The following is a 14,039-nucleotide window of genomic DNA, read 5'->3' as shown; positions in this document are numbered from 1 at the left end:
TATGAAAAAAAGATTGATAGCATATCATCTACCACAATTTCATGAAATAAAAGAAAATAATGAATGGTGGGGAGAAGGTTATACTGAGTGGACAGCAGTGAAGAATTGGAAGCCATATTTTAAGGGTCATCAACTTAGAAAACCATCTGAAGAACTTGGATATTATGATTTAAGCAATCCTCAAGTTCTAGAGAAACAGTATGAAATAGCATCAAATTATGGTTTAGAGGGTTTTTGTTTTTGGACATATTGGTTTGGAAATGGTGAAATGTTATTAGAAAAACCATTAGAGCATCTTTTATTGCCAAATAGTAAAGTAAAATATTGTTTTGCTTGGGCAAATCACTCTTGGTGGGATAAATCAACTTGGAGACTTTTAAAAGAACAAAAATATCTAGGGAAAGAGGATTATATAAATTTTTATAAAACACTTTCTCCACATTTTAATAATCCAAATTATATAAAAAAAGATAATAAATTGTTACTGAGTATATTTATGCCACAAGATATTCCAGATTTAGAATTATTTATTGATACATTAAACAGATTAGCTATAGAAGATGGGTTTAATGGCTTTTATTTCATATCTGACCAATGTTTGGATGAAGTAAGAAATAAAAACCTTTTTGATGCGTATATGCATAGTACAGCAATGTTTAGAAATAGAAATATATTTCAAAAAATTGTTGAAAGGTTAGTAAGGTACCACTCTTGGACTTTTCTTGGACCAATAAAGTATTCATATAAAAAAATGATGAAAGATATGTATAAAGACTTATCAAAAATACCAAATTTTATTCCTAGTATATTCACAGGATGGGATACAACTGCAAGACATGGTAATAGAGGAGTTATATTAAAAGATTTTGATGTTCAATCATTTGATAATCATGTTAAAGAAGTATTTAATCTAAATATGAATAATGAGTTTATTTTTATAAAATCATGGAATGAATGGGCAGAGGGAAATATTTTAGAACCAGATGATATTTTTGGTAATGAATTGTTAGAAGTAATAAAAAAAGCAAATACTGCTAAGTAAAAATTTGTGGAATAAAATATTTAGGAATAATAAATGATAAGATTTTCTATAGTAATACCTTTATATAATAAAAACAAGTGTATATTAAAAACATTAAATTCAATTAAAAATCAAAATTATCAAGATTATGAAGTAGTAATTGTAAATGATGGTTCAACAGATAATAGTAAAGAAGTAGTAGAAAATTTTATAGAAAAATTAAATTTAGAAATAAAACAAAAGTTTAAATTGTTTAATAAAGATAATTCAGGTGTTTCATCAACAAGAAATTATGGAGTAAAAAATTCTTCTTATGATTATATTGCATTTTTAGATGCAGATGATTATTGGGAAGAAAATCATCTATTAAATTTTGTTAATTTGATAGACATATATTCTGATAAAGTTGATATGTTTTCCAATGCATCAAAACAATTCCAAAATGGAAAATTTATTTTTCCAAAATTATCAGATTATGAAAATTATATAGGAATAGTCGATTATTTTAAAGTTTCTTTGATTAGTAATGGTTTTATTAATTCATCTAGTGTTTGTGTCAAAAAAAATATTATGAATAATAATTTATTTCCACTTGGTATGAAAAATTTTGAAGATATGATAACTTGGGCAAGAATAGCAAATAATAAAGGATTTGCATTTTCTTCAGAACAAACATCAATATATGTGATTGATAATGCAGAAGCATCAAGTCATATAAACTTTGAAAATTATTTAAAATATGAAGAGTTATTGAATAAAATAAATTATAGTTATTTCAAACTCAAGATGTACTCTATAAAGTTTTTTTTATTGCATATACTTTATGCAAGAATGAATATGAATTTAAATAGTTATATAAAAGATTCTTTTAAAGTATTTGGAAAAAGTTTTATAATTTCAACATGTTTAGTTATAGGTTTATTTTTTCCAAAATTTATATTAAATATCTTTAGAGATTATAGAAAGAAGAAAAAGGATAAAAGTGCATAAAAAAATAGCAGTATTATTAGCTTCATACAATGGAGTAAAATATATAAAAGAACAGGTAGATAGTATCTTAAATCAAAAAGAAGTAGATGTTACTATATTTATAAGTGATGATTTATCTACAGATAAAACTATTGAATATTTACAAGATATTTATAAAGATTTTAAAAATATAGTTTATCTACCTAGTGGTTCAAAATTTGGAGGAGCTGGAAAAAACTTTTTTAGACTTATAAGAGATGTAGATTTTAGTTCTTTCGATTTTATCTCTTTTGTAGATCAAGATGATATTTGGTATGATGATAAACTTATCCGAGCTATTAATACTATAAAAGATAAACAAATAGATGCTTACTCTAGCAATGTTTTGGCATTTTGGGAAGATGGCAAAGAGATGATTATAAATAAATCAAGCTTACAAGCTAGATATGATTATATATTTGAGGCAGCTGGTCCTGGATGTACTTATGTGTTAAAAAAAGATTTAGCTATTTTTCTTCAAAAGTTTATTTGTGAAAATTGGGAAGAAGTAAATAAAGTAGAACTTCATGATTGGTTTATATATGCATTTGCAAGAGAAAATAACTACAAGTGGCATATAGATGAAAAACCATCTATGAGATATAGACAACACACTTCAAATCAAGTTGGAGCAAATGATGGTTTGAAAGCCAAACTAAAAAGACTTAAAAAAGTTTTGTCAAGTTGGTATAGAGAAGAGATAATAAAGATTATAAAAGTTTTAAGATTGGAAAATAAATATAAATTTTCTAAATATATTTTAAATAAGAGTTATCTAAATAATCTTTTGCTTTTAAAATATAGTTTTGAGTTTAGACGAAATAAGAAAGAGAAAATCTTTTTGTTCATTTTGTTTATTTTTGGAATATTTTAGTTTTTATAATTAACTTTATTAGCAATTTTTAGCTAAAATCAAGCTTTATTTTATGGGATAAAGTTAATGATAAATGGTGAATAGTTGTATAATTTACTTTACAAAATATAACTTTTATAGTATAATTGCAAAGTAATTTATACAAGGAAGCGAAGTGATAGAGATATTTCACCATCAAAAAGCAGTTGCATCATTTATTAAAGATAATAGAAACTTTATAATAGACTATAAAAATTTTGATATCAAAAACTCCATAGCACTATCATTGCCAAATACTCAAAAAATATATCTGTATGACTATAAATTTCCACCTTTTTTGGAGAGTTTCTTACCTGAAGGATATTTGTATGATATATTTAAAAATCTTTTATCAAAAGAGTATGGAAAGGTAGATGACTATCTTATATTTTCACTTCTTAGCTCAAATATAAGTTCAAGAATAGAGTTTAAAAGTGATTTGCAAAATAGTGTAGAGTTTCCTGAGTTTAATATTGAAGAGATATTATCTAATGATACAAATGATACTTTTAATAATCTTCTTCAAACTTTTTTAAACAAAAATGCTATTAGTGGAGTTCAGCCAAAAACAATAGCACTTTTAAAAGATAAAGAAAAAATAGATACCAAAGAATACATCATCAAAACTTGGGGAGATGAATATCAAGACTTAGCTCTCAATGAATACTTTTGCCTAAAAGCTGTTGAAAAAGCAGGAGTTAAAACTGCCAATGTAAAACTTTCACAAAACAATAAGTTTTTAATAGTAGAAAAATTTACACTAAAAAATGATGGTAGTTTTTATGGGTTTGAAGAGATATTATCTTTACTAAATAAAAACAAAGATAGCAAATATGATGGTAGCTATGAGCAAATAGCAAAAATTATCTATAGCTACACTACTAATAAAAAAGAATCTATGATAGCTTTTTATAAAACTGTAGTAATGAATTATTTGCTTAAAAATGGTGATGCACACCTTAAAAACTTTGGATTGTTGTTTGATGATGATTTTAAAAATATTTTTTATTCTCCTGTATATGATGTGGTAAATACTGTAGTATATATACACAAAGACAAACCAGCACTTATGCTTGATGGTAAAAAGATATGGCATTCAAAAGATACACTTATTAAGTTTGGACAAAAAAGTTGCCTATTGAGTCAAAGTGAAGCAAACAAATATTACAAAGAGTGTTATGAAGCACTTATTTGGGGTATAGATGAGCTTGAAAACTATTTGAATGAATATCCAGATTTTAAAATTGTTAAGATGATATTGGATAGCTGGAAACTATCACTTAAAGAAGTTAGTATAAAGGAGCTTGATAATGATATTATCAGAACTTGGAAAAACTATTAAAGATTTACGAAAACAAAAGGGATTATCTCAAGAAGTATTGGCAGAGCAGTCTGGTATCTCAAGAGCGACTTTATCAAAGCTAGAAAATGGCTATATAGCAAATATAAGTATAGTGACAATCAATCAAATACTTTCACTTTTAGGCTATGAAATAGATATTAAGCCAACGAATCCATTTAGAACATAAGGAAAAAATAGATGATATATATAATTTTACTTTTACTATCTTTTGTATTAACATACTTTATAAAAAACTATATGATAAAAAATCTAATTTATATCTAAGAGACTTACAAAAGATTGTTGAAATTTTTTAAAATCATTATTATTTTTATAAATTTAAAATATATATTTATATAGTTTTAGTTAAAATCAAGCTTTATTTTATGGGGAAGAGAAAATGATAGTTTTAGGTAGAAAATACAAGTTCACAGAGTTTGAAAAATCAAGGTTAAATAAAAAGTTTAAAAACCAGTTTATTATCAAATACTCACAGAGAGACCCATTTGAAGTGCTTGAAGAGCTTAAGTGTTTGCTAGATAAAACAAAAGTTAAAATTATTGTACTAAATACAAGATATACTGTACCAAATGAAGTTATAAAATACCTTACAAACTTACAATTTGAAAGAAATATCAAACTCATCACTATAGAGCAGTTTATGGAAGAGTATCTACACAAATGCTATATTCCAGATGATCACACAGATTTAAACTATCTTCAAAATATCAAGCCTTTTAATATTTTTGAATACTCTATGAAAAGAGTTATGGATTTTTTAGGAATTTTTTGTTTATATGCTTTTACTTTTCCTATCATGGCATATTCAAGAAGAAGAATCAAAAAAGAATCCCCAGGAACTAGTATGTTCAAGCAAGAAAGAGTTGGAATAAACAATAAAGAGTTTAAGTGTATCAAGTATAGAAGTATGAGACTAGATGCAGAAGTTTGTGGTGCACAATTTGCATGTCAAAATGACCCTAGGGTTTTTCCTTGGGGTGAGATTATGAGAAAAACAAGAATAGATGAACTTCCTCAAATGCTAAATGTACTAAAAGGAGATATGCATCTAATTGGTCCAAGACCTGAGAGAAAATTTTGGATAGAGCAGTTTGAAAAAGAGATTCCATACTACAATGAAAGACATCTTGTACGACCTGGAATTACAGGTTGGGCTCAGGTTATGTATCCATATGGAGCTGGTGTTGAAGATGCAAAACAAAAGCTTATGTATGATTTGTACTATATAAAACACTACAGCATTTGGTTGGATATAAAGATTATTTACAAAACTATTTTGGTGGTTTTAGGTAAAAAAGGTTTGTAGAATTTAATTTTATTCTTAATTTAGTATGATAAAATGTATGAATTATAATCATAAAGGAGTTTAAAATGTTAAGAAAAACAGTAACAATAAATGATAATTTATATAATATGTTAATATCTTCTAAAATTACAGAAAAATATAGTTCTTTTTCTGAATTAGTTTCTACTTCATTGGAGCTTCTTATTGAAAAAAACAAAAAAGAACAGTATAAAAAAGCTATGATAGAAGCCTCTAAAGATAAACTTTATCTTAAAGATATGGAAGATATAGAAAATGATTTTAAATATGTTGATTTTGAAGAAAAATAGATGCAACAATATGATATTTATCTAGCAGATTTAAATCCTACTTTAGGAAAAGAGCAAAAAGGTACAAGACCAGTTTTAATAATATCAAATGAATATGAAAATATTTTAGATATTTTAACTATTATTCCAATAACTTCATTGAAAAATGGAAGAAAAGTATATCCAAATGAACTTTTTTTAGAACATGAATTAGAAAAACCATCAATTCTTTTATGCCAACAAATAAGAACTATTTCTAAAGAAAGATTGGTAAAAAAACTGACAACTATCTCTAGTTTAAAAACACAAGAAAAAATTTTACAAATACTTTGTAATAGATTTGAAAAAATATAAAATTAAGAGATTACAAAAAAGGAAACAAAATGATACTTATCACAGGCGGAGCAGGTTATATAGCAACTCACACTTTAATAGAACTAAAAAAAGCAAACTTTGATTTTGTAGTTTATGACAATTTGTCAAACTCTTCAAAAGAGGCTCTAAAAAGAGTAAAAAAAATAACAGGAGCAAAAGTTAAATTTGTAAAAGGTGATATACGAGATAAAAAAGCTTTGAGAAAAGTTTTTAAAACATATAGCATAGATTCTGTTATTCACTTTGCTGGACTAAAAGCTGTAGGAGAGAGTGTTGCAAAACCACTAAAATATTATGATAACAATGTTGTAGGAACTATTAAACTGCTTGAAGTGATGCGTGAGTTTGATTGTAAAAAGATAGTATTTTCTTCTAGTGCAACAGTATATGGAAATCCAAAAAGCTGTCCAATAGATGAGAGCTTTGATGTTGGAGCTACTACAAATCCATATGGAACTAGTAAATATATGATTGAAAGAATATTAGAGGATTTATATATAAGTGATAATAGCTTTAAAATTGCTATTTTAAGATATTTTAATCCAGTTGGTGCACATGAAAGTGGACTTATAGGTGAAAATCCAAATGGAATACCAAATAATCTTATGCCATATATCTCTCAAGTTGCTGTTGGTAAATTAAAAGAGCTAAGTGTATTTGGAAGTGATTATGAAACAAAAGATGGTACGGGAGTAAGAGATTATATCCATGTAGTTGATTTGGCAAATGCTCATGTAAAAGCTATAGAATATCTTTTTGGAACAGGGACTTTAGTCCCTGTAAATAAAAAAGATGAGACTAAGGTCTCATTTCCACTTATTTTAAATATTGGAACAGGAACTGGATATAGTGTTTTAGATATGATAAAAGCTTTTGAAAAAGCAAGTGGACAAAAAATACCTTATAAATTAGTTCCTAGAAGAGCAGGGGATATTGCTACTTGCTACTCAAACTCACAAAAAGCAAAAGAGATTTTAGGATGGGAAGCAAAACATAATTTAGAAGATATGTGTAAATCTAGCTGGAATTGGCAAAGTAAAAATCCGAAAGGGTATGGCAAATAGTGAAGAATATATGAATATTAAAATAACACCATATATCCACAAGAAGAGACATTTTCTATAAGCTCTTTTGAGGTTTTGGCTCTTAATCTTTTAATAAAAGTTCTAAGCCTCTCATCACTTACAATCTCATTTTCCCAAAGAGTTTTTTTAATATCAAAAGTAGTTACATATGAGTTTTTATTTTCAATCAAAAGAGCTAAAAACTGCCTCTCTCTTTTTGTAAGATTTACCAAAATATCATTTTGATACAAAGATAAATTGTTGAAATCAAAGATAAAATTATCTTTTAATTTTATAGATTTGTTTTTATTTATCTTTTTTGATAACTCTTTTAAATACTCAATAAACTCTTCAATATCAAAAGGCTTTATAAAATATTTTGAAATTCCCAAATCAATAGCTTCCAAAAGCATCTCTTTGTGACTATGAGCACTTAAAATCACAATAGGAGTTTCACTATATTTCTCTTTTATTTTTTTGCTCATCTCTAAGCCATTTAAATTTGGCATCATAATATCACTTATTATAATATCAGGTTTGAAGCTATCAAATTTTTTTATAGCCTCTAAGCCATCTTTTGCAATTACAACTTTAAAAAATAGCTCTTTTATTGAAGATTTTATCAAATTTGCTAAATCTATCTCATCTTCCACAATCAAAACTTTTAGATTTTTCATACTTCAAACTTTATTGGAAATTTTAGTTCAAATTTTGAACCATTTTGGGTATTTGTGTTAGAAATTTCACCTTCAAAACTATTTTCTATAATAATTTTAGATATAAACAATCCAAGACCAGTTCCGCTACTTTGGTGTTTTGTAGTAAAATATGGCTCATACATTTTATCTTTTATCTCATCATTTATTCCAAGAGCATTATCAACTATTTCAAGATATATAAAATCATCTTTTTTATATGTTTTTATACACAATTCTCTATTTTTAATACCATTTTGTACAAAAGCATCTTTGGCATTTGAAAGTATATTTAGTAAAACTTGCGTTAGTTCATTTTTTACTCCAAAAATCTCTAAATCTTTTGTAATATCAAATTTGATATCTATTTTCTCATCTTTAAAAATTTCATTTAAAATCTTCAAAGCCTCATTTATAGAGATGTTTAATAAAAAAATCTCTTTTTGTTTTTGTGGAGAAAAGAAGTTTGTAAAATCTTCAATAGTATTTGACATACCCAAGATTAGGTTTTTTGAGTTGCTATAAAAATCTTTAAACTCTTTTTTGTTTTGCTTTTCAAAAGATTTTTTTAGATTATATAAACTTAGATTTAATTGAGTTAAAGGTTGTCTCCATTGGTGAGCAATATTTGCCAACATTTGCCCTAAACTTGCCATTCTTGATTGCAAAAAAAGAATTTTTTGTCTCTCTTCAAGCTCTTTTTGAAGCAATACTTCATTTGTAATATCATATCTTATAGCTACAAACTCTACAATATTTTCCTCTTTTTCATCTAAAATAGGAACAATAGTTGTATTTAAATATATATCTTTTTTATCTTTTGATAGATTTTTAACGGTAGCTTTATATACTTTTTTATCTAAAATTGTCTCCCAAAGAGCTTGAAAATTCTCTTTTGGTGTATCTGGATGCCTTACAATATTGTGATTTTTACCAATAAGCTCATCTTTTTTAAAACCAAAAAGTTTACAAAACTCATCATTTACAAAAGTTATGATTCCATTTAGATCTGTTTTTGATACTATATTTGAGTTTTCTATTGCTTTTTGGTAGTTGTTCATTTTACTTTCTATTTAAAATCTCACAAACCTCTTTTGCATGATATGAAATTATTATATTTGCTCCAGCTCGCTTAAATGCAATCATAGTCTCCATCATAACTCTTTCATAATCAATAAGTCCAGCAAGTCCTGCATGTTTTAACATAGCATACTCACCACTTACATTATAAACACATAAAGGAAGTTTTGTCTCATTTTTAATATCTCTTACAATATCCAAAAATGCTAAAGCTGGTTTTACCATTAAAATATCTGCACCTTCTTTTTCATCTTCAAGTGATTCACTAATAGCTTCAAGTCTATTTGCCACATTCATTTGATATGTTCTTCTATCACCAAAGCTTGGAGTTGATTCAGCTACATCTCTAAATGGTCCATAATAACCACTTGCAAATTTTGTTGAATAAGCCATAATAGGTAAATCTTTAAAACCATTTTCATCTAAAGCACTTCTAAGTGTTGTAATAATTCCATCCATCATTCCAGATGGTGCAATCATATCAGCTCCTGCTCTTGCATGAACTAGTGCTTGAAGGGCTGATATTTCAAGAGTTTTATCATTGTGAACACTTTGAGATTTGGGATCAAGTATTCCACAATGCCCATGATCTGTATATTCACAAAAACATAAATCTGTAACTACAAACATATTTGGATATTTCTCTTTTATTGCTTTTATTGTTCGTGCAATTATACTCTCATCACATAAACACTCACTTCCAACTGAATCTTTAATATCTGGAATAGCAAAAAGAATAATAGAGTTCAAACCTATTTTTTGCAAATATTCACACTCTTTTAAAATCTCATCAATACTCATTTGAAATACACCTGGCATTGAAGAAACTTCAGTTTTAATACCTTTTCCTTCTCTTACAAACAGTGGATATATAAAATCATCTTTACAAATTGTTGTCTCTTGAACTAAATTTCTTAAAGTCTCATTTAATCTTAATCTTCTAAATCGTTTAAACATAATATTTACCTCTTTTGGATATAATCTTGCGATTTTAACAGTTAAAGGTTTAAATACAAATGAATATAATTGAATCAAATATAGCAAACCTTCCTACAAAATATGGAAATTTTAGAATAAAAGCATACAAAGATGGACATCAAGAGCATTTAGCAATAATGAGTTTAGATTTTGAAACTTTAGAAACTCCATTTGTAAGAATTCACTCAGAGTGCCTTACGGGCGATACTTTGGGAAGTTTAAAGTGTGATTGCCAAAACCAATTAGATCTATCTTTGAAATTTATTGCAAAAAATGGTGGATTGGTAATTTATCACAGACAAGAGGGCAGAAATATAGGTCTTGTAAATAAAGTAAATGCTTATGCACTGCAAGACAAAGGAAGAAATACAATTGAGGCAAATGTTGAGTTAGGCTTCAAAGAGGATGAGAGAGATTATAGAGTTGTTGGATATATTTTTGAAAATTTAGGAATAAAAAAACTAAAACTAATCACAAACAACCCAGTAAAACTAAAATATGTTGAGTCTTTGGGAGTTGAGATTGTTGAGAGAATTCCAGCAATTATAAAATCAAATAAATACAACGAACTATATTTATCTACAAAAAAAGAGAAGATGGGACATCTAATTTGAGTTTAAAATCTTTACTTGAAAAAAATAGTCTAATCTATGAAGATAGCTTTTATAAAGATATCGAAACTTTTGTACAGCTTTTAAAAAAGTGGGGCAGGGTTCATAATCTTAGTGGAAATTTAGATGATCAAACTATTTATGAAAATATCTTAGACTCTTTATACCCTTTGAGTTTTATAGAAGATTTTAAAAGCTTTGCAGATATTGGAACAGGAGCTGGATATCCAGGTCTTATAATTGCAATTGCAAAAAAAGATAAAGAGGCATATTTGATTGAGCCAAGATCAAAAAGAGTTGCTTTTTTAAATATTGTAAAAGCTACTTTAGGGCTAAAAAATTTGACAATCTTACAAAAAAGAGTTGAAGAGCTTGAAGATTTAAAAGTCGATTTAATAACAAGTAGAGCTGTTACAAATACAAATTTACTTTTAAATCTAACACAAAATATAAAAAAAGAGTCTAGCTCATATCTTTTTTATAAAGGTAGTATGCTAGAAAATGAGCTAAAAGAGGCAAAAATAAAAAACTATAAAGTAGTTTGCAAAGATGATAGAAACTATTTGTACATAAAGGAATAAAAGATGATTTATAAAATAATATTTGTTGCACTAGTGCTTTTTTTAATATATTTAATATTTTTTAAAAAGAGTAGAAAAAAAGATCAAAACTTAATTAGCGATGAGATGGTTGAATGCCCAACTTGTAGCACTTTTGTATCTTCAAAAGAGGCTATTTTGTCAAATGGAAAGTTTTATTGCTCAAAAGAGTGTTTAAATAAAAGAGGTTAATTATGAAGATAATTGGTGATAGTTTAGTTCCTTTTGAAGAGTTTTTTATAATCTCTTCTATTGAAGATATAAAAAATACAGCTTCTAATTCACTACTTTTTTTTGATTTTGATGAAGAGCTTTTAAAATATTGCAAAAAGCAAAATTTGAACTTTTTTGTATCTATAAAAACAATAAAAGAGGGGATTTATGCAAATAGTTTTAATGCAAAATATGCTGTTTGTACTCAAGATTTAGCAAAAAAGATGCAAAAAATAGCAGATAATTATATGTTTGATACAAAAATTCTAGCTTTGATTGATACAAGTGATGAGCTTGAAGATATTGCAAATGAAGAGATTGATGGAGCTATTTATAGTGAAGTTTTGAAGGATAAAAATTGAAAGAGATATTAGATTTTATAGTTTTAACTCTTTTTATTTTTATGCTTGCAATGTTTGTGATAAATTTCAACAGACAACAGATAAAAAAATATACAGATAAACTTGAAGAAATAGAGAAAAATAAAAACCAAGATAAGGAAAAAAACGATGCTTAAACCACTTTTGATTGAGATTGGAGTTGAAGAGTTACCAGCTATTCCATTTTTACAAGAGCTTCCAAATATTGAAAAAAAATGGCAATCTATTTTAGAAAAAAATAGTTTACTTTGCAATTTTGAACTTTTTTATACTCCAAGAAGATTAGTTTTATGGCATAGAGAGTTTAAAGTAAAACAAGATGATATTGAGGCTGAAAATATTGGAGCTCCAAAAGCTATAGCTTTTAAAGATGGCTCTTTTACAAAAGCAGCACAAAGTTTTGCTCAAAAGTGTGGTGTAAGTGTAGATGAGTTAGAGTTTAAAGATTTTGGAAAAGGTGAAGTTTTATATTATAAACAACAAATTAAAGGATTAGAGTCAAAAGAGCTTTTAAACTCTATGATAAATGAGTTTATATCAACTCTTAATTTTGGTAAATCTATGCGTTGGGGAAGCAGAAGTGATAGCTTTATAAGACCAATTAGATTTTTAAGCGTTATGCTTGAAAATGAGATTATTCCTGCACAACTTTTTGGAGTTGATTCTTCAAATATATCTTATGGTCATAGAATGCAATCTTATGAGCCATTTGTTTTTAATGATGTTGGTGATTATTTTTGTAAACTTGATAAATATGGTGTTATTTTATATCAAGATGAAAGAAGAGAGAAGATTCTTAAGCAGTTAAAAGAGATTGAGATTAAACACAATATTCAAATTGAGCTTGATATGGAACTTTTAGATGAAGTTGTTGCAATTACAGAGTATCCAACAGCTTTGATTGGTAAATTTGATGAGGAGTTTTTAACTCTTCCACCTGAAGTTATTGTTACATCTATGAAGGCAAATCAAAGATATTTTGCAGTTTATAAAGATGGAAAACTTACAAACAGTTTTATAGTTGTTTCAAATGCTCTCACAGATGATTTTGGATATATAATTGCTGGAAATGAGAAGGTTTTAAGACCTAGACTTGCAGATGCAATGTTTTTTTATAAAAATGATATTAAAAATGGTTTATCAAATGAAGGGTTAAAAAAACTTGTTTTTGTTGAAGGTTTAGGAACTGTTTATGATAAATGTGAAAGAGAAGCAAAAATAGCATCTTATTTAGCAAATAAACTAGGTGTAAATGAAGTTGAACTAATTCAAAAAGCAGTAATGCTTTCAAAAGCTGATTTAATGAGTGAGATGGTTTATGAGTTTACAGAACTTCAAGGACTTATGGGGTATTACTACTCAAAAATTGCAAAAAATGATGAAAAAATTAGTTTAGCATTAAAAGAGCAATACCTTCCAACTGGTGAAAATAGTGAGCTTCCAAGCTCTATTTTCTCTTCAATAGTTGCAATGTCAAATAAGATTGATAATCTTATGGCTTTGTTTAGTGTTGGAAAAATTCCAACAGGTTCAAAAGATCCATTTGCTCTAAGACGAGCAGCTTTTGGAATAGTAAGAATTGCTATTGAGCATAAACTTAATATTGATTTTAAAACTATAGTAGAAGATTTAAAAGTAAATTATAAAAATCTTGATATAAAAGTTTTATTAGATTTTTTCAATGATAGACTATTTAAAATTTTTGATGTAAATCCAACAGTTTTAAAAGCAGTTTTAGCTAGTAAAGAGTCAAATATATATAAAATTTTCCAAAAAGTAGAGGCTTTAAATCCAATAGTAGAAAGTGATAGTTTTAAAGAGTATAGTGCTACATTTAAAAGAGTTGCAAATATTGTTAAAGATGTTGATTTAAATAGTAATTTAAGTGTAGATGAGAGACTTTTTGAGCAAGATGAAGAAAAAACTCTTTTTGCAAATTATTCAAAAATCAAAGATAAAAAATTTGATAGTTTTGAAGAAGAGCTTGATGCACTTTTCTCATTAAAATCAAATCTTGATAACTTTTTTGAAAAAGTTTTTGTAAATCATGAAGATGAAAAAATCAAAACAAATAGAAAAAATTTAATATCACAAGTATATTTAGGATTTAGAAATATAGCTGATATTAAAGAGATTACAATATAATATTAAAAGATACAAGGGAGAG

General features: G+C 26.7%; 18 protein-coding genes. 15 read left to right on the top strand and 3 right to left on the bottom strand.

Going from position 1 to position 14,039, the window contains the following annotated elements:
• Window position 1 precedes the first annotated feature (1 nt).
• The 9 genes from ASKIR_RS05680 to galE all read left to right on the top strand — a co-directional run bounded on the left by ASKIR_RS05680 (window position 2) and on the right by galE (window position 7,316).
• Window positions 2-1,042, top strand: coding sequence for a glycosyltransferase WbsX family protein (locus tag ASKIR_RS05680; RefSeq protein ID WP_115588339.1), 1,041 nt, complete (start codon window positions 2-4; stop codon window positions 1,040-1,042).
• 33 nt (window positions 1,043-1,075) lie between these two features.
• Window positions 1,076-2,011, top strand: a complete 936-nt coding sequence (locus ASKIR_RS05675; protein ID WP_115588340.1) for a glycosyltransferase family 2 protein — start codon at window positions 1,076-1,078, stop codon at window positions 2,009-2,011.
• Window positions 2,004-2,903, top strand: coding sequence for a glycosyltransferase (locus ASKIR_RS05670; protein ID WP_206731237.1), 900 nt, complete (start codon window positions 2,004-2,006; stop codon window positions 2,901-2,903). The genes ASKIR_RS05675 and ASKIR_RS05670 overlap by 8 nt, the downstream gene beginning before the upstream one ends.
• 154 nt (window positions 2,904-3,057) lie before the next feature.
• Window positions 3,058-4,263 carry a type II toxin-antitoxin system HipA family toxin gene (locus ASKIR_RS05665; protein WP_115588342.1) on the top strand — a complete coding sequence of 402 codons (1,206 nt, stop codon included), beginning with the start codon at window positions 3,058-3,060 and terminating at the stop codon, window positions 4,261-4,263.
• A complete protein-coding gene (locus ASKIR_RS05660) occupies window positions 4,232-4,450 on the top strand; it encodes a helix-turn-helix domain-containing protein (protein WP_066351173.1) in 219 nt (72 codons plus the stop codon). The genes ASKIR_RS05665 and ASKIR_RS05660 overlap by 32 nt, the downstream gene beginning before the upstream one ends.
• 213 nt (window positions 4,451-4,663) lie before the next feature.
• Window positions 4,664-5,590: a sugar transferase gene (locus ASKIR_RS05655; protein WP_115588343.1), complete on the top strand. Its 927-nt coding sequence runs from the start codon at window positions 4,664-4,666 to the stop codon at window positions 5,588-5,590.
• Window positions 5,591-5,655: 65 nt separating this feature from the next.
• On the top strand, window positions 5,656-5,898 hold the full coding sequence (locus tag ASKIR_RS05650) for a hypothetical protein (RefSeq protein WP_066175799.1): 243 nt from the start codon (window positions 5,656-5,658) through the stop codon (window positions 5,896-5,898).
• Window positions 5,899-6,231, top strand: coding sequence for a type II toxin-antitoxin system PemK/MazF family toxin (locus ASKIR_RS05645; RefSeq protein WP_115588344.1), 333 nt, complete (start codon window positions 5,899-5,901; stop codon window positions 6,229-6,231).
• Window positions 6,232-6,260: 29 nt separating this feature from the next.
• Window positions 6,261-7,316, top strand: a complete 1,056-nt coding sequence (gene galE / locus ASKIR_RS05640) for a UDP-glucose 4-epimerase GalE (protein WP_115588345.1) — start codon at window positions 6,261-6,263, stop codon at window positions 7,314-7,316.
• A 17-nt stretch (window positions 7,317-7,333) separates the two neighbouring features.
• Here the strand turns inward: galE and ASKIR_RS05635 are convergent, their stop codons facing one another.
• Genes ASKIR_RS05635 through hemB form a run of 3 tightly spaced genes read right to left on the bottom strand, consistent with a single transcriptional unit; the run spans window position 7,334 to window position 10,048 of the window.
• Window positions 7,334-7,993 (bottom strand): response regulator transcription factor, encoded by a 660-nt coding sequence (locus ASKIR_RS05635; protein WP_066351179.1) that lies wholly within the window; start codon window positions 7,991-7,993, stop codon window positions 7,334-7,336.
• Window positions 7,990-9,072, bottom strand: coding sequence for a PAS domain-containing sensor histidine kinase (locus ASKIR_RS05630; RefSeq protein ID WP_066351181.1), 1,083 nt, complete (start codon window positions 9,070-9,072; stop codon window positions 7,990-7,992). The genes ASKIR_RS05635 and ASKIR_RS05630 overlap by 4 nt, the downstream gene beginning before the upstream one ends.
• Window position 9,073: 1 nt before the next feature.
• Complete coding sequence (gene hemB / locus ASKIR_RS05625; RefSeq protein ID WP_066351321.1) at window positions 9,074-10,048, bottom strand: porphobilinogen synthase; 975 nt, start codon at window positions 10,046-10,048, stop codon at window positions 9,074-9,076.
• A 59-nt stretch (window positions 10,049-10,107) separates the two neighbouring features.
• On the opposite strand from hemB, the gene ribA reads away from it, so the two are divergent.
• The 6 genes from ribA to glyS are packed head-to-tail and all read left to right on the top strand — an operon-like array spanning window position 10,108 to window position 14,017.
• On the top strand, window positions 10,108-10,683 hold the full coding sequence (gene ribA / locus ASKIR_RS05620; RefSeq protein ID WP_066161212.1) for a GTP cyclohydrolase II: 576 nt from the start codon (window positions 10,108-10,110) through the stop codon (window positions 10,681-10,683).
• Window positions 10,680-11,261, top strand: a complete 582-nt coding sequence (gene rsmG, locus ASKIR_RS05615; RefSeq protein ID WP_066351182.1) for a 16S rRNA (guanine(527)-N(7))-methyltransferase RsmG — start codon at window positions 10,680-10,682, stop codon at window positions 11,259-11,261. Before ribA ends, rsmG begins: the two co-directional genes overlap by 4 nt.
• Window positions 11,262-11,264: 3 nt before the next feature.
• On the top strand, window positions 11,265-11,471 hold the full coding sequence (locus tag ASKIR_RS05610) for a PP0621 family protein (protein ID WP_066161214.1): 207 nt from the start codon (window positions 11,265-11,267) through the stop codon (window positions 11,469-11,471).
• Window positions 11,472-11,473: 2 nt separating this feature from the next.
• Window positions 11,474-11,854, top strand: coding sequence for a hypothetical protein (locus ASKIR_RS05605; RefSeq protein WP_066351184.1), 381 nt, complete (start codon window positions 11,474-11,476; stop codon window positions 11,852-11,854).
• Window positions 11,851-12,009 (top strand): hypothetical protein, encoded by a 159-nt coding sequence (locus tag ASKIR_RS10265; protein ID WP_164698883.1) that lies wholly within the window; start codon window positions 11,851-11,853, stop codon window positions 12,007-12,009. The genes ASKIR_RS05605 and ASKIR_RS10265 overlap by 4 nt, the downstream gene beginning before the upstream one ends.
• Window positions 12,002-14,017 carry a glycine--tRNA ligase subunit beta gene (gene glyS, locus ASKIR_RS05600; RefSeq protein WP_066351185.1) on the top strand — a complete coding sequence of 672 codons (2,016 nt, stop codon included), beginning with the start codon at window positions 12,002-12,004 and terminating at the stop codon, window positions 14,015-14,017. The genes ASKIR_RS10265 and glyS overlap by 8 nt, the downstream gene beginning before the upstream one ends.
• The last annotated feature ends 22 nt before the right edge of the window (window positions 14,018-14,039 follow it).

It is taken from the genome of Aliarcobacter skirrowii CCUG 10374 (assembly GCF_003544835.1).
Classification (GTDB): domain Bacteria; phylum Campylobacterota; class Campylobacteria; order Campylobacterales; family Arcobacteraceae; genus Aliarcobacter; species Aliarcobacter skirrowii.
Note: the sequence above shows the minus strand (reverse complement) of the source record. Positions and strands in the feature narration are given on the sequence as shown.